Below are 18906 nucleotides of genomic sequence, written 5' to 3'. Positions count from 1 at the left end.
TAAATGGTCTCATTGCTTCGGCACTCGCCATATTGGCTATTTGGGGAACCATCCTGTTGACGGAAAGTTTTGTACCCAATTTTAAATTATTGCACGATAATAAAAGTCTGGTTATTTTATTTTTAATCATCATCGTACTTGGTATTTCCATGACGCTGGCCAGCACTTACCTGGCAGTTTTGAAATACCTAAAAATGAAGTTAGACGATCTTTATTAAAGCAGCCGCAACGTTGAATTAAATATTATTGCTTTTATTTGCATCTATAAAATAACAATCATGATAACGAAAAAAAAACAAGCCATCCCGAATCCTTTATTTGGTAAAGAAAATTTTACCTGGATGCTGGTTGGTTTGGTTGTAATGTCCATCGGATTTTTTTTAATGGCAGGCGGCAAAAGTGCCGACCCTACTAAGTTTAACGACAATGAAATTTATAGTTTCACCCGTATTACACTATCACCATTTTTGATTATAACAGGTTTTGTAATTGAGATTTTTGCAATTATGAAAAAGCCAAAGGATAGCATGGATGCCAAGAATAGTTAGTACAATTGTTAAGAGAGGTCAGTAACCCATGCAATATTTAAAAATGCGTTGTTTATATACTGCATTTTTAGTAACCAAAAAATCCAATTTTATAATTCCCAATTTATTATGGATACATTCCAGGCCATCATCATAGCCATAGTAGAAGGACTTACAGAATTTCTGCCGGTTTCCTCTACTGCCCACATGAAATTTTTGCATCCATTGCTGGGTATTACCGATACTCCTTTTGTAAATATGTTTGAAATAGTGATTCAACTGGCCGCAATTTTAGCGATAGTTGTTTTGTACTGGAAAAAGTTTTTCGGTTTTAGGCATATCGGTTTTTATACAAAATTGATCATCGCTGTTATTCCTGCATTGATTGGCGGATTCTTCTTAAAAAAATATATTGAAACTGCCCTGGGTAACCTAAGTTTTATTGCCTGGGTAATGGTAACTGGTGGTATTATACTTTTGTTTATTGATGATATTTTTAAAAGTCCAACCGTCGATTCAGAAGAAAAAATTACCAATAAAACTGCCCTTATTATTGGCTGCGGGCAGGTACTTTCTATTGTCTTTCCAGGACTTAGCAGAAGTGCTGCTACCATCATTACCGGCATGAGCCAGAAATTAACCCGCAGTGCGGCAGCAGAATTTTCTTTCTTTCTGGCGGTGCCCACCATGTTTGCTGCATCGGCAAAAAGTTTTTGGGATACTTACAAAGAAAATCCTGAGGCAATTGCAAAAAATAATATCACCATCCTGTTAATAGGTAGTGCAGTGGCTTTTGTCGTAGCTTTAATGGCGGTTAAATTTTTTATAGACTTTTTAAAAAAATATGGCTTCCGTATCTGGGGTATTTACCGCATTATTGCTGGCTTTACTATGTTATTCCTTATCTGGAAAGGCATTGTGCACTAACCTACATCTCCTTTTTTTGCTGATATTTTTCTTTCTCCCTTATTTATAAAAGTCCCTTTTCATGAAGAGAGTGCAATAATTAATCCCGCCTTTGAACTAAAATACTTAATTTAAGCGCTTAACCATTATTGATGCAAACTGCTTCCAAAAAAGTTATTACCGGCTGGGCAATGTACGACTGGGCAAATTCTGTTTATAATTTAGTAATCACCACTACTTTTTTTCCTGCTTATTATGCTGCCATTACGGGGCTTAAAAATTTTCCCAATGGTATTAGTTTTTTGGGCCGCCACTTTGTTAATACCGAACTGAAAGATTATGTATTGGCTGGTGGCTTTTTAATTGTTGCCATCCTCTCGCCCATTCTTTCTTCTATGGCAGATTACAAAGGCAATAAGAAAAACTTTATGCGCTTCTTTTGTTACCTGGGTGCGGCCAGTTGTTCTTTAATGTTTTTCTTTGATAAAGACCATGTAACGCTGGGCCTGATGTGTTTTATGTTTGCCGGCATAGGTTTTTATGGAAGCCAGGTTTTTTACAATTCCTACCTGCCGGAAATTGCAGCAGAAGCAGACCAGGACAGGGTTAGCGCCAAAGGTTATACCTTTGGTTACATCGGCAGTGTATTGATGCAAATGGTTGGTTTTGCTTTGGTAATCCTAATGCCTGATAATCCATTGCCTTTAAAAATTACCTTTTTATTAGTAGGCCTGTGGTGGATTGGTTTTGCACAGATCACTTTTAATACTTTGCCCATCAGCAGCATTAAAGAACGAAAAGAAAAGCACCATGTATTGATCAATGGCTTTAAAGAATTAAAAATTGTATGGAACCAGTTAAAAGATATGCCGGTTTTAAAACGCTATTTAACGGCTTTTTTCTTTTACAGTATGGGTGTACAAACCGTAATGTTGGTAGCCATTGACTTTGGTATTAAAGAATTAAAATTACCTGATCAGAAATTAATTATTACCGCCGTTATTATACAATTGGTTGCCATTATTGGCGCTATAGGTATGTCTAAATTATCATCGCGTTTTGGCAATATCAATGTGCTCATTTTTACCGTGTTATTATGGATTGGCCTTTGCATTGCCGGGTATTTTATTTCTACCGAAACACATTTTTATATTCTTGCATCTTTGGTTGGCCTGGTGATGGGCGGCATACAATCCCTCAGCCGGTCTACCTACAGCAAGTTTATGCCCGAAACAAAAGACACTGCATCCTTTTTTAGCTTTTATGATGTTACAGAAAAATTAGCGATCGTTATAGGCTTGTTTACATTTGGTTTTATTGAAGGTATCAGCAGCATCCGTCAATCAATTTTATCGTTGGTGGTATTTTTTGTATTGGGTTTTGTGTGGTTGTTGCTCACCTCCGTTAAACTTAAAAAAGAAGGAAATATTTTGTAATTTAGCCCCTGGAAACAATTACCCTTAACCCTCGTAAAAAAGAGGAATTGCGTTAGTTGCTACATTAATAAAGCACATGAATATCTTTACCACTTCTGCCAGTAAAAAAATCAACCGTTAAAAAGAAGATAAAGGTAAAAGTAGTAGTGGCAGATTGATTACCTGCGTTAAGATGGTAAAATCAGTGGTGTTTTTATTAGCCCTCTTTAATAAGGCATTTGATTCTATTTCAGAAAATGATTTGATTGACAGATTAAAAGAAATAAACTAACTATAATGAAACTCTACTCCATCAATACGGGATATTTTAAATTAGATGGTGGGGCCATGTTTGGTGTTGTTCCTAAAACCATGTGGAACAAACTAAACCCTGCAGATGAAAACAATATGTGCAGTTGGGCATTGCGCTGTTTACTGATTGAGGATGAAGGAAGACTAATTTTGATAGATACCGGTATGGGTGATAAACAGGATACAAAATTTTTTGGACATTATTATCTGCACGGCGATGATACGCTGGATAAATCCCTGGCAAAATATGGTTTTAGCAGAGACGATATTACCGATGTGTTTTTAACACATCTTCACTTTGATCATTGCGGTGGTTGTATTATTAAAGAAGGGGATCAACTGGTGCCCGCATTTAAAAACGCCGTTTACTGGAGCAATAAAAACCACTGGCAATGGGCCACTAAGCCTAATGACAGAGAGAAAGCGAGCTTTTTAAAAGAAAATATTTTACCAATTCAGGAAAGTGGAAAACTTCAGTTTATTGAAATAAATAAACAATCTTCCATATTGCAGCAAGAGGCTGCAAATGCTGCCGCTACCATTCAGCAATCTCCATTTACAAAAAATGTTTCCTTCATTATTGCCAACGGACATACAGATGCAATGATGTTGCCTGTGATACAATACAATGGAAAAACCATTGTGTACATGGCCGACCTGCTGCCTTCTACAGCGCATATTCCTTTGCCTTATGTAATGGGGTACGATATGTTTCCATTAACTACTTTACATGAAAAGAAAATATTTTTAACGGAAGCTGTATTGCATGATTATGTTCTTTTTTTAGAGCATGATCCGTTGAATGAATGTTGCACTTTACAGCAAACTGAAAAAGGCATCCGGGTAAAAGATGTGTTTAAACTGAGTGAAATAGTTTAAGGTTTTTAAAAGCGAATGATAGTAAAGTTTGGTGCGTGAGGGATTGAAGCGGAAGTACTTTTTTTGAGTTACGAAAAAAAGATAGAAGCGTAAAGCCCGATTTCTTTCCGCCGTGGCGGATGGGGACACGCCCTGATAAATCTTTTTACCAGTAAATTAAAGACCCCGTACGTTTAACAAAGAAGTGAGTGGATACCGCAGATTTTTATATCCAAACATATCAACTTTTATATTACCGACGCTAACCGGACTTTCTACCCTCAACAACAAATGATTAGGATCATCGCTTATCCAGGCGGTCATTTTTTCGCCTCCTTCAAAGATGGTTCCTTTTATCAGCAAGGGTTTAAATTTAATTGCCCTGAATTTTCCATACTGAGTTTTAACGGTTTCTTTACCCATATAGCGCAGGTATAGATGATATACTTCATCATCCAAAAACATATCAAAAGGAATTTTATCACCGGGTTTATATTTATTAAAATTGATGTTGCGGGCATAATAAATTGAGCTGATAACATCCTGAATACAACGGGTGGTTTTAAACACACCGTTATTGCTGACAGCAGTTCCTGTACCCTGGTTAAAGGTTACATTGTTATAAATTTTATGGCCGCCCTCATCTACATTGCGGATAAATTTTATGGGCAGCATGGTAGCGGTATCAATATAAGTTTCATAGCGGTCTCTTACCTTAAAAAAGTTATCAAAAAAAGGATAGTTTTTTCCCTCGCCTACGCAATGATAAGCAGTTTTTCCATTAAATCTTTCCAGCGAAGTCGTAAAGGTAGCTTCTCCAGCCCCTACATACATGCCCAGGGTATTGTAAAAAACTTTCATGGTAATTATTTCACCCGGTATGAAGGCGGTATTTTTTATACCACAAAAATCGTCCATCCCTTCATTTTGTGCAACTGCAGAAAAACCCACCAGTAAAAACAACGCTTTTAAAATTCCTTTCATTTCTCTTTTACAATTTTGATACTTAAAATTAATAAACTTCCTATTACGGCTGGTATTACCAGGTTAATAATCCATATACCCAACGCCGCTGCGCTAACGCCTGTTTGATTGCTGGTATATAGCTGAAAAATTGCCCAACTGGCACTTATTCTTACTGGTAATTCAATAAATGCAAAAGTTGGTGCAACTGCCATTACCAAATAAAAAATAGTCAGCAGCAAAAAACATAACCAGCCTGCAATATGCACGTCCATTACCTGTAGCAGCAGCACATATTGCAAAACAAATACCAAATAGCGCAAAAAAGATAAAGATAATATCTGTATTAACTGCATATTGTTAAATTCATCTAAAACACTAATATGCTTTACTACTTTATACAGTGCAGGTATTTTTTCCATGATACGCACCAGCCAGCCTAAACGAATATAAAACAACAATAGTAAAACAGTTAATACCACACTAAGTGATGTTATCACATTTTGCCAAAACGCAGGTAAAAAAGTTGTAATCGCATGATCCGTTTGTGAAAAGTATTTTAACAGCAGTAAACCCATGCAACCCATCATCATAGTAACCAGCAACTGGCTGATACTTCCCACAATGGTGAGCGAAATGGCGCTGATGCGGTTTCCTTCTTCCACATATAAAATACGCCCGCCATATTCCCCAATTCTGTTGGGCGTTAGCATGGTTACGCTACAGCCTGACAACACTGATTTAAATGCCCTGAAATAAGAAAATGGTTGAAGATGCCTTACCAGTAACCTCCATTTAACTGCTTCAATACCCCAATTAACCGCCATTAAAAAAACAACCAGTAATAGCTTACTGTTCATCCAGCTATTTTGTATTTGCTGCCACTGAATGCCCACATTGGGCCTGGCAAAAATTTGCCGGTATAAACTCCACGACAAAATAACAAACAACACCGGCCCCAAAAAATAATTAATTAATATTTTTACTTTTTTATTCAAAAGGAGTTTCTTTATTTTCACCATCTCGCGGTATACGCAACGGGAATGGTATGTTTCATTTACTTTTGTTACGGATCGTATATTACTTAGAAGCTGTATAAAAACGATTTTTGTAATACCTTTTAACTAAGCCGTGGCCAGTGAAGACACCGGCAACGGCAGTTAACCGAAACTGGTGTTTCCGCCAACCCCAAGATGGCAAATGAAAATTCTATTTTTAAAGGCTTCTGAGTGCTGGTATTTTAAATACAAGTATAGTTGAAATATTCAGTTAATTGATTAATAAAAAACAAGCAGTTGCCATTGCAAAAAAAATCCAGTATTATTTTAGGAATTGATCCAGGCACGGTAGTAATGGGCTATGGGCTGATACGGATAACAGGCAGTACAATATCACTGATAGACCTGGACATTTTAAAGCCAGGAAAAGTAGATGATCCTTATAAAAAACTACAGTTGATTTATAATACCGTAAGTGGTTTAATCATTAAATACAAGCCAAATGTATTTGCCATTGAAGCGCCTTTTTTTGGTAAGAATGTACAGAGTATGTTAAAGCTGGGAAGGGCACAGGGTGTGGCCATTGCAGCAGCCATGCAGCATGGGTTAGACGTTACTGAATATTCACCAAAAAAAATAAAACAATCCATTACCGGCAATGGAAATGCCAGTAAGGAACAGGTATTAAAAATGCTGCAACGGCTGTTAAATTTTACGGAAGATCCAAAATATTTTGATGCTTCCGATGCGCTGGCGGTAGCTGTTTGCCATTACTTTCAGGAAAACTCGGTATTGCCCGGCAGCGGACAAAAAGTTAATGGCTGGGACGAATTTTTAAAGAAAAATCCTGAAAGGATAAAAAAGTAATCGCTATAAGTGAGCGATAATTATTTGCTGAATTGTTTTAAATTCTTGTATTGACAATTTCAATTTATTGTTGGTAAAATTAAGATCATTTGCTGAGTTGACTGGCACCAGATGCAAATGTGCATGGGGAACTTCCATCCCCAGTACACTTATGCCACAACGGTTACAATCAAAAGATTTTTCGATGGCGTGGGCAATCGGCTTTGCAAAAACCAGTAATGCATTCAGATAGTCGTCCGGCAAATCAAAAAATTTATCCGTTTCCATTTTTGTAATCACCAGCACATGCCCTTTCACCAACGGAAAAATATCCAGGAAGGCAAAAAATTTATCATCCTCTGCAATTTTATAACAAGGAACTTCACCGGCAATTATTTTTGAAAAGATTGTCATACCCAATATAATTTACAATAAAAGACAAACAAAAAACCCACTCAGAAATGGTAGGTTAAAAAAATTTAAAGTAATGATCAGATAGTAATATTTTCTACTTTAAATTTCAATAAACCTACAGGCACCGTTACTTCAGCTATATCGCCGATGGCTTTGCCCAGCAGGCCTCTGCCAATAGGCGAGGTTACAGAAATTTTACCCAGTTTTAAATCGGCTTCTTTTTCAGAAACTATCTGGTAAGTAACTTTCTTTTTAGTACCCAGGTTAGTAACAGTAACTTTAGTTAAAATAGACACTTTACTGGTATCAATATTATTTTCATCTAAAATACGGGCCGTAGCTATTATGCCTTCGAGATATTTTATTTTTGCTTCCAGCATTCCCTGCGCTTCCTTAGCAGCATCATATTCTGCATTTTCTTTTAAGTCACCTTTTTCACGTGCTTCTGCAATCGCTTTGCTGGCAGCAGGGCGTTCAACACTTTTCATATGGTGCAACTCTTGTTTCATTTTCTCGAAGGTTTCTTGTTTTACATAATTCATTTCGCTCATAACGCTTCTTTTTAGAGTATTAAAAAAAATACAACGCCCCGGAGTACCCCAAGGCGTTGTAATTAGATACAAATATAAACAAATTGTCAAATATTCAACTTTTGCAGAATAACACTCGTCATTTTATAAAAGGCTTCATTACTGTATCCTGCAATATGCGGTGTAATAATTACATTGTCTTGTGCAGTTAAAAAATCAAACTCCTGTTGTTGTATAGAAGTTAAAGCTTGCAAATTTTCGTTCTCCAGCACATCAAGCGCCGCACCCGAAATTTTGTTTTGTTTCAAGCCATTGATCAGGGCTGTTGTATCCGTTACCCCTCCCCGGCAGGCATTTATAAAAAAAGGTTTTCCTATTACTGCATTAAAAAAGTCAGTTCCCGCCATGTGCTTTGTTTCATCTGTAAGCGGCACATGAAAACTAATTGCATCTGCGTAACGGCAAATTTGATCCAGGCTGGCTTCTTTTATGTATCCGCTTGCAAAACCAAACTTATATTTATCATAGGCCAATACCGTAACGTCAAATGCTGCCAGCAATTTTGCCAATGCAGCGCCGGTATTACCAAATCCAACAATGCCCACAGTTTTACCACCTAACTCTATGCCACGATTGGCATCCCGTATCCATTTTTTTTGTTTTACCTCGTCCGCACTTTTTGAAATGTTGTTCATTAAATTCAACAAAAGTCCTAAAACATGCTCTGCTACTGCATTTCGGTTGCCTTCAGGGCTGCTAACACAGGTAATACCTTTGCTTACCGCATATGCTACATCAATCAATTCCATACCGCTTCCCAGGCGGCCAATCCATTTTAGCTTTGTGGCTTTTTGCAAAATTATCTGGTCAATTTTCAAACGCGTGGTTACAATTAATCCATGTACGTTTTCAATAAGTGCAGTTAATTCATTGTAGGAAATTTCTGGTAAATACAGTACATCAAATCCCTTTTGTTGTAAGGTAACCGCTAAAAAATCATGGGCTTTTGCGGTAATAACAACTACTGGTTTTGTATTGCTCATATTTAAAAGTTTAAGAAAAAAGAAGGTTATTAAGATTGGATCGAAATTAAAATCCATTTGTTTGTTTACAAGTTCATTGAGACGGGTGCGGTAAAAGAGCTTGTAATTTAAAAAAGACACAAATTTTATGTCAGAAAATACTCATTCGATCTTATTATTAAAACCCAGTAAGTTCCTATAAAAATAATTCAGGCTGCAATTAGAATAGTGACGCAGTTTCCATACATCTAATATATAAAAAGATAATCTTTTTTATTGATACTTTATTTTTAAACCGCGGCAATTGCGCTGATTTCTACATTGGCATTTTTGGGTAAGCCTTTTACTGCCACTGTTTCCCTTGCAGGAAAGTTCCCATCAAAATAGATGGCATAAATTTCATTTACCTGGCTGAATAATGCCATGTCACTTAAAAAGATGGTTGTCTTTACAATATTGCTAAAATCCATGCCAGCTTCAGCCAATATAGCTTTCATATTTTGCAGCACCTGGTGTGTTTCTTCAATAATGTCCGCATTGGCAAGTTCGTTGGTTCCTGGCTTTAAGGCCACTTGGCCGGATACAAATAAAAAATTACCAGTTTTAACAGCTTGGTTGTAGGGGCCAATAGGGGCCGGCGCATTGTTGGTCTCAATAATCTGCTTAATCATGATATTATTTACGAAATGCAAATATATCTTTTATCAACCACCTATTTTTGTAAAAATTCAACAGATGAAATTTGCAGTGGCAGCGGACGATTATATGGCGGTAAAATAGTATTTTATATCATTTTTTGAACTGGCATAATCTGTTTTAAAAAAGCCTATATCGTAAATACCTGCGCTTTTTATTTTTGAAGAGCTTTTTGTTAAGAAATGTTCAATCTCTTCTGCAACTGATTTTATTCATTTGCTTACACTTATTTTAAAGAACTAAAAACCCTTTATCACATTTAATATAACTAAATGAGTTTACTGTTAAATATTGATACTGCAACCGAAACAGCCTCGGTAAGCATTGCAAGAGATGGCCATATTTTACAGGAAGCCATCAATAAAGAACAAAAAGACCATGCTGTTTTTTTACACATCGCTATACAGTTGGTATGCAAAAATGCAGGCATTACTTTACATGCGTTGGATGGAGTTGCTGTAACAGAGGGACCGGGAAGTTATACCGGCCTGAGGGTAGGTATGGCAAGCGCAAAAGGTTTGTGCTTTGCACTACAAATTCCTTTAATTACAGTTGGTACATTAAATGTGTTGGCCTGGCAGGCGATCAATGAAGTTGTAAATATGCAGCACCATTTACCGGTTTTATTTTGCCCCATGATAGATGCAAGAAGGATGGAAGTGTTTACCGCAGTATTCGACAGCAACTTAACACCTATTTTAACACCCGTTGCAATGATTATTGAGCACAATTCTTTTGCTAATTTGTTGTTAAAAAATAAAATTTTTTTTTCTGGAAATGGTTCCTCTAAATGGCAAATTATTTGTGAGAGTGAAAATGCTTTTTTTGTAAAAAATGAATTAAATGCATTGTATATGAGTGAACTATCTCACAAAAAATTCCTTGACAGGCAGTTTAAAAATGTGGCTTATGCTGAACCATTATATATTAAAGAGTTTTTCAACCCAACAGTTTAAATTAATATTTTCAGTTTCTTTTGTAAAAAACTATTATTAATCTAATGGTTTTCATAAATATTAAATACTTTGTATCTTTACGTATTCAAGCACAATAAAAATTTAATTTCTATGACAAATCTTACCGCCACAGCTCCTCCGGAGCATCAGCAAACATTGCAACACACCCCTAACGTCAGTACTATCAAAATTGATTACTACAGTGTTAAAAAAGCAGCACTAATATTACGGGCCCTTAATCACAAATTACGTCAGCAACTGCTAAAACTAATTGAGGAAGAAAAGAAAATTACGGTTACAGAGATTTATGTAAGGCTAAGATTAGAGCAATCTGTAGCATCGCAACACCTGGCAATATTGCGCAAGGCTGGTGTAGTTAGCACTCAACGCGATGGTAAATTTATCTTTTACATTATCAATCACAAAAGAATTGACGAAATAAGCAATTTTGTAAATGAACTTGTAGCATAACATCATATTTTGCAACTTAAAAGCGGATGACTTAACAGCATCCGCTTTTTGTTTTTTATCTTTACATCCTTTAATGGTTTTTAAACCATTATATAATTAGTACAGATACGTAACAGGTGATGTATTGTTTAATTTGTATGCGTTTTTTCAGGTATTATCCTCTTACCAAATAATTTTTTTATGTTTATTAAACAGATATATACAGATTGCATAAGCGAGGCTGCTTATTATATTGAAAGCAATGGCGAAGCGGTAGTGATAGATCCACTAAGAGATACAGAGGAATACACCAGGCTGGCAGCAGAAAGAAATGCGGTTATCAAGTATATTTTTGAAACACATTTTCATGCCGATTTTGTAAGCGGGCATTTGGACCTAAGTAAAAAAACGGGCGCCATAATTGTATACGGACCCAAAACTGTAACCGGCTTTCCAGTACATATTGCTGAAGATGGAGAATTATTTTCTGTGGGTACTATTTCTTTTAAAGTAATTCATACTCCGGGGCATACGATTGAAAGCAGCTGCTACCTTTTAAAAGATGAAACAGGAAAAGACCATGCGCTTTTTACCGGAGATACCTTGTTTGTAGGCGATGTAGGCAGGCCTGACTTAAGTAGCGGCAATATGACCAGGGAAGAACTTGCTTCAATTATGTACGATACCATTCAGCAAAAAATATTGCCTTTGGCAGATGATGTGCTGGTATACCCTGCACATGGAGCTGGCAGCAGTTGTGGTAAAAATTTAGGGGTAGATACTTTTAGCACCATCGGCGAAGAAAAGCAAACCAACTACGCTCTGCAACCTCAATCAAAAGAAGTATTTATTGCTGCTGTTACAGATGGCCTGCAGGATGCGCCGAGGTATTTTTCTATCAATGCAAAAATAAACAAAGAAGGATACGACAGCCTGGATGCAATAAAAGCCAGCGGGCTTACCCCACTAACAGTAGCTGCATTTAAAAATAAAATGAAAGAAGATATTATTGTAGCAGATACAAGACCTGCAGATATTTTTACGGAAGGATTTGTACCAGGCAGTATTTTTATTGGCCTGGAAGGCCGGTTTGCCGAGTGGGCAGGCAGCTTGTTGCCATTTAATAAATCAATATTGCTGGTTACCGAAAAAGGCAAAGAAGAAGAAACGGTTATAAGATTGGCCCGTGTAGGATTTTCAAAAATAGAAGGCTACCTGAAGGGAAGTTTTGAGGCCTGGGAAAAAGCGGGCGAAAAAGTGGATATGATTATTAATGTTGAAGCAGATGAACTTGCCATGGATATTCCAAACGATCCCAATCTTCAGATGGTGGATGTTAGAAAAGAAATTGAATTCGCAGATGGACATGTAAAAAATGCACTCAACATGCCCTTGGCTGATATGACAGATGAGTTACTGACAGAGGTTGTTGAAGACAGTCAAAATTTATACCTTTATTGCGGTGGTGGCTACAGAAGCGTAATTGCCTGCTCCCTATTAAAAAAACAAGGACTGCATAATTTAAGAAATATTACCGGCGGTTGGGCAAAAATTAAAGAAGAAGAGCGCATTAAAATTGAAAAAGATGCCAGTGTTTTGAACTAAATCAACTTGTAATTGAAAGTAATGTGCAAATGTTATTTGTAAGTGTACATAAATGGCATTTGGTTTTAAACTTTCTGTAATTATTTCATTCGTTTATTAATTCGCCGCTGTATTTTTCAAAATTTTCATTAAAATCATACTTCCATCTCCGGTGGCTCCACAGGTAATTTTCCGGCTGGTTGCTAATAATTTTTTGTAAAAAATTCCGGTACTTTTTAATTAGTTCCGGTACTGTATATTCTGCCGGATTTTCAGTTATCACTTCACTTTCAAAACTATAATACCCTCTTTTTATTTTTTTAAAATTGATGAAGATAACCGCAGAATTATATTTAATTGCCGATTGATGAGCACCCCGTATAAACGGCACCGGTTTCCCAAAAAAATTTATCCAGATACTATTGTGCGGTAAGGGATTCTGATCAGCCAGCAAATACATACAATACTGCTGGCTGGTAATTTCTTTTATCCTTGCTTTAAAGTCACCGGTTGCTATCAAAATAGTGCCGTATCTTGATCTGAGATTTAAAAGTAATTTTTCGAATACCCTATTTTCAACTTTACCATATACACCAATGGGTGCAATATTAATTTGCCTGCTGATTACAAGGTTGGCATACTCCCAGTTAAACATGTGGCCACCTACCAGGTTAATACTTTTTCCTCTTGCAATTACTTCGTTAATCACTTCAAAGTTGCCTGTGCAGCGCCTGTCAAATTCAGCATCATTCATTGATAAAGATTTCAGCATTTCAATAAATGTATCAATAAAATTTTTATAAAATTGTTTTGCGATGGCAATTCTTTGATCAATATTTTTTTCCGGAAAAGCAATCGCAAGATTACCCATCACAATTTTTTTTCTATAGCCAAATACATAATATACAAAAAAATAAATCGAATTGCTTATGCCATATAATACTGAAAAAGGCAGTAAAGAAACAACATAAAAAAAGCCATATAAAATGTAATACATGCTACTGTAAATTAATGCGCCGGAAAAGTTAAAATGATTGTTATAAACGATTCACATAAATCATAAACAGCGCAAATGACTATCCCATACGCATGTCTGCGAAGTAATTTTATAAAACAATATTTTGTACTTTATCGCTTTTTGCAGCATAGTCTGTATTAAAATGAAGTCCTCTGCTTTCATGCCTGAACTCAGCAGACTTTACAATTAAATATGCTACAGTTATCATATTACGCAACTCACACAACTGGGGCGAAACAACTGTTTTTTTAAACAGGCCTTCTGTTTCCTCATGTAACAGATCCAGCCGGCGGTTGGCTCTTTGCAAACGTTCATTGTTTCTAACAATGCCAACATAATCACTCATCAGCAGTTTCATTTCCTTTAAACTCTGGGTAATCAAAATCATTTCCTTTGGGGCGCTGGTACCGTCTGCTTTCCAGTCAGGAATATTTTGTTGAAAAGAAAGCTGGTCAATCCTTTTTACCCCATCCAGGTATGCACGGTGAGCAAAAACCATTGCCTCCAGCAAACTGTTGCTGGCTAAGCGGTTAGCGCCGTGCAGGCCGGTGCAGGCGCATTCACCGGCAGCGTATAAATTAGTGATGGAGGTTTTGCCGGAATCGTCAGTTTGTACGCCGCCGCAACTGTAATGTGCGGCTGGCGAAACCGGTATCATGTCTTTGGTAATATCAATGCCAATACTAAGACATTTATCATAAATATTGGGGAAGTGTTGGGTAAATTCTTCTTTGGTAAAATGAAGGCAATCTAAATACACATGTTCGGTACCATTTATTTTCATTTCGTTGTCAATGGCCCTGGCAACTATATCCCTTGGTGCAAGATCCTTTCTTACATCATAGCGCTCCATAAATGCCTCGCCGTTGTGGTTACGCAAAATGCCGCCATCGCCACGCACCGCTTCTGTAATTAAAAAGTTTTGTCCCCGAACACCCGGTTCGTACAAAGCTGTAGGATGAAACTGGATAAACTCCATATTTTCAATCCTTCCTTTGGCACGGTAAACCATGGCCACACCATCGCCGGTAGCAATAGCAGGATTGGTAGTGGTACGATATACCTGGCCATTACCGCCTGTTGCCAGCATGGTAATTTTAGCAACTATTTTTTCAATTTTATGCGTATTTAAATTCAACACATACACTCCATAACATTCAATATCCGGGGTAGCTTTTGTAACCAGATATCCAAGGTGATGCTGGGTTAAAATATCCAGTACAAAGCAATGGCTGATGAGCTGAATATTGGGTTTATTTTTTATCGCCTCCAGCAAAGCTCTTTCCATTTCTTTACCTGTTACATCTTTGTGGTGCAGTATACGAAATTCACTATGTCCACCCTCTTTTCCTAAAGAATAATCTCCTTCTTTACCCTTATCAAAATTGGCACCCCATTCAATCAGTTCTTTAATTCGTTCTACCCCTTCTTTTACTACAATTTCTACTACCGCCCTGTTGCATAAACCATCCCCGGCTATCAGTGTATCTTCAATGTGTTTTTCAAAACTATCATTATCAAAATCCATTACACCAGCAATACCTCCCTGGGCATACTTGGTATTGGTTTCGTCACTTTGTGTTTTAGTTAACACGGTTACTGTTTTGCCAGGGCAGTCTTCTGCAATTTTCAATGCATAAGTTAATCCTGCAATGCCACTGCCAATTACTAAAAAATCTGTTTGCATAAATATTTGTTGTTAACTGAACAATAAAATTACCAGATAAATTACTAATATTTTTTTTGAATAATCATTTCATAAAAACTACTCCTTTGGGGTACAGTTATTTGAATAATAATTTAATAAAATTATCGCTTTAGGGTATTGTAAAACAAAAATTTAAATAGTAAGTTTACAACCATTGTAGTTTTTTTTTAGAATAGTAACCCATCATTACTCCAGAAACAGCCCATCCGAAATTTTAGAAGAACCCCTTATTTTTTTACGAAAGTACATATTACCAAAACGAACAAATATTCGTAGTGAAATATCTATGCACTTAACGACACAACACATTTTAAACAATAAAAATAACCAACCATGGAAAACGAAAACGATGCTGCAATTCCTCCCTGCTGTCCGGATTTAATTAAAGATGACCACTGCGATGTCATTAATTTCAGCAGGCAACTTACTTATCCTACCGGTAATAATGATAACCGGCGCAGGGTAAATGTGGAAGTGATCCTTCACTTTAAATTATCAAGATGTACGCTGGGACTTACGTTGGGCGACCCCGCCTACAGTACCACACTGCTACCGGGCGAAAAAGTTCGCCTATCCACAACTGATAGAAGAAGCCGTTTTACTTACGATAGTGAAACCAAACTGAGTTACCGGAGCGAACAAATTTCAGAAGAACAATATTTGATGACGGCGACCCAAAAATACCTGGCAGATGCTTCTGCTGCACAATCGGGCAATGCTGAAAGTTCTTCAGAGGGTAAATGGGATTTTCATGGTGATGCGGGTGGAAGCGTCAACCCGCTTAGTTTAAGCGTCAGCGCAAGTACCCGCGCCGGTGGCAGCCACAACAGTTCCTCTGTTTCTGATTATTTAAACCAGCAAAAGTCTCATGTACAAAGTTCGGCCTCTCAGGCGGTAAGCGCCACAAGAAAGGCGCACTCCGTTTCTATCGGTGAAGTAAGCAGTCGCACACATATCCAGGGTGAGTCCGAAGATCATTTTGAAGCCTCGTCCCGTGAGTTCACCAACTACAACAAATGCCATGCGGTAACTTATATGTTTTACCGCATCAATAAAAAACAAAAAATAAGTTTTGAACTCGTATCTATTGAAAGGAGAGTGGCTGACAGCAATGCCCCTATCAGCGGCATTTTACAATCCGCTGCTGCAAAACTACCCATTGCCCTGGTACCACAGGACATACCGGCCACTTCGCTTTTAAGAAGGACAACAGGGGCATCCGGTACAACTGCTTTTGCAAATATTGATCCCGCATCGCTGTTGAATGTTAATCAAAACCCTAACAGGGATGCATTTGCCACTGACCAGAATTTTGGAACCCCGCTGGATGAGGCAACAAGAATAGCTGCATTGAAAGAAGTGGATCAGCAACTGATTGCAAAAAATCTGCTTGGTAAAGATGGAAAAGTTTCGGAAGAAACAAAACTCTCTATCAACTTCGATATGGAATTTTCTTTGCCCACTCCCGGTATTATCGTTAAAGGCTGCCTGGATGATTGCGATGTTTGCGAGCCGCTTGTAAAAGAAAGAATGCAATTGGAAAACGACCTGTTGCGCAAGCAAATAGAACTGCTGGAAAAATCTCAGGAGTACAGATGCTGCCCGGTGGCATTAGAAGGAGATGAATGATTTATTGCTAATTTATTAAAAACCCCCGGTGCCGAAAAGGGTAACAAGAGTAGGCAAGCCAAGAAAAATTTATGAAAAGAGAAAACGAAAATCAATTTATTGTTCGCCTGTCTGAAGAGCAGGCGAAACAGGATACCAAAAATTTAAGGGTATATATTTTAGACAAAGGCGGACAGGTAATTGAACAGGCAGGCTTTGACAGTGGGCAAGCCTTTTTAAAAACTGACCCTGCAATACTTGAAGGGAAAAGTAAAATCTACATTGGCCCTGACCTTAGCAGCGATAATAGGAAATCAAGAATTACAGAACGGAAATTATTAAAAGCAAATGCCTACGAAACAGTAAAAGATTTTACAAATAATGTGCTTGACGTAAGCCGCATTCCTCCTGCACTTTTACGCCATATCTTTTTTACACTTGCCGTATTACCGGGCATATAAAGAAAAATTTTATAATAAACGGTCAATGGCACAACCTTGCGCTATGTGATTTACGGGTACATATCTGCGAAGTAGAAACAGAGTTGGTGTGGCCGTATATTCCCATTTACTATCGCCCTATACCTGATTGGGTGATACAAGAAATTGGGGGGAAATTTGCAGCCCTGGAAAGGACAATTTTTAAGCCTCCAATCCCAGACCCTATCGGGCCGGTTAGCAGGATAAAAAGAAACCTTCCCTTAAATTCTTTACCACCATCTATTGCCATTAAAACCTTTGCAACACGCGAAAAGGCCATGCCTCAATTACCTGATCAGGTGTGGAATGCAATGACTTCAGAATCAACTGATGTTATCCGCAAAACAATGATCGACTATCATGAACTGATTTACCCTTACTTATGTTTGTGGCGTAATTACTGGCCCTGGATTTATACTTATGATGAAGAAACCATTGTAACCACCGATTGCAATGGCCACTTTGAAATGTGGGAAAATACCTTTACCGAAGATGGAGCACTAAATATTTATATTTGGGTAGAAGCTTATATTAACGGGCAGTGGATTACTGTTTACAAACCTTATTTACCATGCAACACCTGGTGGAATTATGCCTGCGGAACAGAAATCAGTATCAATGTAACCGACCCACGTGTTGGCCCATGCACTTGTGGAAATGATGGTCCTTCAGATGCATTCTGGTTTCGTTCTATTGGCAACTCCGCGGGTGCATTACGTATTGAGCAAAATCAGTTCCACTCCGTTCCTGTTCAGGGTGTGCCTTTTACAAACGTTGGTTGCACTGATATTATTCCTGATGCAGATTTCATCAGTCCATTTGGAAGTAGCCTGGCACTGCAGGTTTTTGCAGGAGAAAATATTTATAGCTCCGGTACCGGCGTAACACACTTTCGCTGGAAAGGAACAAAAATTGCAGATGAAAATTTAAACGAGATTCCTTCCGGTTTTCAAACAACCACCATTTTAAATGCAGCAAGCAAAGTTTACAGAGAGTATATCGTAAGATTGGATACAGTGCATTACCATAGTTTTAATTTAGAGATTGCGCCTGATGGAGCAGGCAGTAATATTGCCTTCCGTATTCCCAACCAGAACATTACGATGGAACCTTCTATCATGGCTGCTTTCCCAACTAACCTAAAGTATTGGAGGGATATATTTTGGACAAGTGGATCAGTTGATAGTAATTCACTCAATGGCAATGGACTTTACAGGTTCGATCTTGAATTGGGAAAATACAGTGGTGTCACTTTTGTTGTAACAGAAGTAAACCCTTCTACCTTCCAGATATCTGAACTTGCAGACCTGGACAGTTCACAAAATGCAACAACGCCTTATTTAAATATGAATCTCTCCGGCAATGCAAATAATTATACCATGCTGGTTCGTGTTGATAACAACCATTGCACTGCACATATTCATGATGTGGTATTAAATGAGACAGGCGCTTTATCCGACCCGTGCGGATTTATAAAGTATAATGATATTAATAATCATTCCCACATTAGCTTTGAGGCATCTCACCCACACAATTTTGCAAAGTTTAATTTTATCATCATTAAAGGCAACAACACGGTGGCTACAGATATCAATCCTAATGGTTTTGTTTTATCT

20 protein-coding genes are annotated in these 18906 nt (G+C 37.5%); 12 read left to right on the top strand and 8 right to left on the bottom strand.

The window, feature by feature from the left end; all coding sequences use genetic code 11:
- The 5 genes from H7254_RS20135 to H7254_RS20115 form a co-directional block, all read left to right on the top strand.
- The coding region (locus H7254_RS20135) for a hypothetical protein (protein WP_301934682.1) at positions 1 to 218 on the top strand (218 nt) is incomplete at its 5' end.
- Between the two features lie 60 nt (positions 219 to 278).
- On the top strand, positions 279 to 548 hold the full coding sequence (locus H7254_RS20130) for a DUF3098 domain-containing protein (protein ID WP_301923676.1): 270 nt from the start codon (positions 279 to 281) through the stop codon (positions 546 to 548).
- Positions 549 to 656: 108 nt separating this feature from the next.
- Positions 657 to 1454: an undecaprenyl-diphosphate phosphatase gene (locus H7254_RS20125; protein ID WP_301934681.1), complete on the top strand. Its 798-nt coding sequence runs from the start codon at positions 657 to 659 to the stop codon at positions 1452 to 1454.
- Positions 1455 to 1585: 131 nt separating this feature from the next.
- Positions 1586 to 2869, top strand: a complete 1284-nt coding sequence (locus H7254_RS20120) for an MFS transporter (protein WP_301934680.1) — start codon at positions 1586 to 1588, stop codon at positions 2867 to 2869.
- A gap of 276 nt (positions 2870 to 3145) precedes the next feature.
- The gene (locus tag H7254_RS20115; RefSeq protein WP_301934679.1) at positions 3146 to 4039 is read left to right on the top strand and encodes an MBL fold metallo-hydrolase; all 894 of its coding nucleotides are present in this window, start codon (positions 3146 to 3148) and stop codon (positions 4037 to 4039) included.
- Between the two features lie 156 nt (positions 4040 to 4195).
- Here H7254_RS20115 and H7254_RS20110 read toward each other — a convergent pair whose 3' ends face one another.
- Positions 4196 to 5002 (bottom strand): DUF3108 domain-containing protein, encoded by an 807-nt coding sequence (locus tag H7254_RS20110; protein WP_301934678.1) that lies wholly within the window; start codon positions 5000 to 5002, stop codon positions 4196 to 4198.
- Positions 4999 to 5979 carry a lysylphosphatidylglycerol synthase transmembrane domain-containing protein gene (locus H7254_RS20105; RefSeq protein ID WP_301934677.1) on the bottom strand — a complete coding sequence of 327 codons (981 nt, stop codon included), beginning with the start codon at positions 5977 to 5979 and terminating at the stop codon, positions 4999 to 5001. Before H7254_RS20105 ends, H7254_RS20110 begins: the two co-directional genes overlap by 4 nt.
- 303 nt (positions 5980 to 6282) lie before the next feature.
- Between H7254_RS20105 and ruvC the strand changes: the two genes are divergently transcribed.
- On the top strand, positions 6283 to 6846 hold the full coding sequence (gene ruvC / locus H7254_RS20100) for a crossover junction endodeoxyribonuclease RuvC (RefSeq protein WP_301934676.1): 564 nt from the start codon (positions 6283 to 6285) through the stop codon (positions 6844 to 6846).
- A gap of 3 nt (positions 6847 to 6849) precedes the next feature.
- Here ruvC and H7254_RS20095 read toward each other — a convergent pair whose 3' ends face one another.
- From H7254_RS20095 to H7254_RS20080, 4 genes are all read right to left on the bottom strand, one after another.
- On the bottom strand, positions 6850 to 7239 hold the full coding sequence (locus H7254_RS20095; protein ID WP_301923683.1) for an HIT family protein: 390 nt from the start codon (positions 7237 to 7239) through the stop codon (positions 6850 to 6852).
- Positions 7240 to 7316: 77 nt separating this feature from the next.
- Positions 7317 to 7790, bottom strand: coding sequence for a transcription elongation factor GreA (gene greA, locus H7254_RS20090; RefSeq protein WP_301923684.1), 474 nt, complete (start codon positions 7788 to 7790; stop codon positions 7317 to 7319).
- A gap of 86 nt (positions 7791 to 7876) precedes the next feature.
- Entirely contained in the window at positions 7877 to 8812 is a 936-nt protein-coding gene (locus tag H7254_RS20085; protein ID WP_301934675.1) for an NAD(P)-dependent oxidoreductase, read from the bottom strand.
- Positions 8813 to 9081: 269 nt separating this feature from the next.
- Positions 9082 to 9462 carry a RidA family protein gene (locus H7254_RS20080; RefSeq protein WP_301934674.1) on the bottom strand — a complete coding sequence of 127 codons (381 nt, stop codon included), beginning with the start codon at positions 9460 to 9462 and terminating at the stop codon, positions 9082 to 9084.
- Positions 9463 to 9759: 297 nt separating this feature from the next.
- Between H7254_RS20080 and tsaB the strand changes: the two genes are divergently transcribed.
- From tsaB to H7254_RS20065, 3 genes are all read left to right on the top strand, one after another.
- Positions 9760 to 10443: a tRNA (adenosine(37)-N6)-threonylcarbamoyltransferase complex dimerization subunit type 1 TsaB gene (gene tsaB, locus H7254_RS20075; RefSeq protein WP_301934673.1), complete on the top strand. Its 684-nt coding sequence runs from the start codon at positions 9760 to 9762 to the stop codon at positions 10441 to 10443.
- A gap of 111 nt (positions 10444 to 10554) precedes the next feature.
- The gene (locus H7254_RS20070; protein ID WP_301934672.1) at positions 10555 to 10914 is read left to right on the top strand and encodes a helix-turn-helix transcriptional regulator; all 360 of its coding nucleotides are present in this window, start codon (positions 10555 to 10557) and stop codon (positions 10912 to 10914) included.
- Between the two features lie 180 nt (positions 10915 to 11094).
- Positions 11095 to 12498: a rhodanese-like domain-containing protein gene (locus H7254_RS20065; protein WP_301934671.1), complete on the top strand. Its 1404-nt coding sequence runs from the start codon at positions 11095 to 11097 to the stop codon at positions 12496 to 12498.
- An 85-nt stretch (positions 12499 to 12583) separates the two neighbouring features.
- Here H7254_RS20065 and H7254_RS20060 read toward each other — a convergent pair whose 3' ends face one another.
- Together H7254_RS20060 and nadB are read right to left on the bottom strand one after the other, a co-directional pair.
- On the bottom strand, positions 12584 to 13474 hold the full coding sequence (locus H7254_RS20060; RefSeq protein WP_301934670.1) for a lysophospholipid acyltransferase family protein: 891 nt from the start codon (positions 13472 to 13474) through the stop codon (positions 12584 to 12586).
- 109 nt (positions 13475 to 13583) lie between these two features.
- Positions 13584 to 15182 (bottom strand): L-aspartate oxidase, encoded by a 1599-nt coding sequence (gene nadB / locus H7254_RS20055; RefSeq protein WP_301934669.1) that lies wholly within the window; start codon positions 15180 to 15182, stop codon positions 13584 to 13586.
- Between the two features lie 354 nt (positions 15183 to 15536).
- Between nadB and H7254_RS20050 the strand changes: the two genes are divergently transcribed.
- The 3 genes from H7254_RS20050 to H7254_RS20040 form a co-directional block, all read left to right on the top strand.
- Positions 15537 to 16832 (top strand): hypothetical protein, encoded by a 1296-nt coding sequence (locus tag H7254_RS20050; protein WP_301934668.1) that lies wholly within the window; start codon positions 15537 to 15539, stop codon positions 16830 to 16832.
- Positions 16833 to 16903: 71 nt separating this feature from the next.
- Entirely contained in the window at positions 16904 to 17272 is a 369-nt protein-coding gene (locus tag H7254_RS20045) for a hypothetical protein (RefSeq protein ID WP_301934667.1), read from the top strand.
- A 131-nt stretch (positions 17273 to 17403) separates the two neighbouring features.
- The coding region (locus tag H7254_RS20040) for a hypothetical protein (protein ID WP_301934666.1) at positions 17404 to 18906 on the top strand (1503 nt) is incomplete at its 3' end.

Source organism: Ferruginibacter sp., assembly GCF_014377975.1.
GTDB lineage: Bacteria > Bacteroidota > Bacteroidia > Chitinophagales > Chitinophagaceae > Ferruginibacter.
Note: the sequence above shows the minus strand (reverse complement) of the source record. Positions and strands in the feature narration are given on the sequence as shown.

Coding starts and splice junctions, on each gene's coding strand:
- H7254_RS20130 (WP_301923676.1), top strand. CDS start 279: ATGATAACGAAAAAAAAACAAGCCATCCCGAATCCTTTATTTGGTAAA.
- H7254_RS20125 (WP_301934681.1), top strand. CDS start 657: ATGGATACATTCCAGGCCATCATCATAGCCATAGTAGAAGGACTTACA.
- H7254_RS20120 (WP_301934680.1), top strand. CDS start 1,586: ATGCAAACTGCTTCCAAAAAAGTTATTACCGGCTGGGCAATGTACGAC.
- H7254_RS20115 (WP_301934679.1), top strand. CDS start 3,146: ATGAAACTCTACTCCATCAATACGGGATATTTTAAATTAGATGGTGGG.
- H7254_RS20110 (WP_301934678.1), bottom strand. CDS start 5,002: ATGAAAGGAATTTTAAAAGCGTTGTTTTTACTGGTGGGTTTTTCTGCA.
- H7254_RS20095 (WP_301923683.1), bottom strand. CDS start 7,239: ATGACAATCTTTTCAAAAATAATTGCCGGTGAAGTTCCTTGTTATAAA.
- greA (WP_301923684.1), bottom strand. CDS start 7,790: ATGAGCGAAATGAATTATGTAAAACAAGAAACCTTCGAGAAAATGAAA.
- H7254_RS20085 (WP_301934675.1), bottom strand. CDS start 8,812: ATGAGCAATACAAAACCAGTAGTTGTTATTACCGCAAAAGCCCATGAT.
- H7254_RS20080 (WP_301934674.1), bottom strand. CDS start 9,462: ATGATTAAGCAGATTATTGAGACCAACAATGCGCCGGCCCCTATTGGC.
- tsaB (WP_301934673.1), top strand. CDS start 9,760: ATGAGTTTACTGTTAAATATTGATACTGCAACCGAAACAGCCTCGGTA.
- H7254_RS20070 (WP_301934672.1), top strand. CDS start 10,555: ATGACAAATCTTACCGCCACAGCTCCTCCGGAGCATCAGCAAACATTG.
- H7254_RS20065 (WP_301934671.1), top strand. CDS start 11,095: ATGTTTATTAAACAGATATATACAGATTGCATAAGCGAGGCTGCTTAT.
- H7254_RS20060 (WP_301934670.1), bottom strand. CDS start 13,474: ATGTATTACATTTTATATGGCTTTTTTTATGTTGTTTCTTTACTGCCT.
- nadB (WP_301934669.1), bottom strand. CDS start 15,182: ATGCAAACAGATTTTTTAGTAATTGGCAGTGGCATTGCAGGATTAACT.
- H7254_RS20050 (WP_301934668.1), top strand. CDS start 15,537: ATGGAAAACGAAAACGATGCTGCAATTCCTCCCTGCTGTCCGGATTTA.
- H7254_RS20045 (WP_301934667.1), top strand. CDS start 16,904: ATGAAAAGAGAAAACGAAAATCAATTTATTGTTCGCCTGTCTGAAGAG.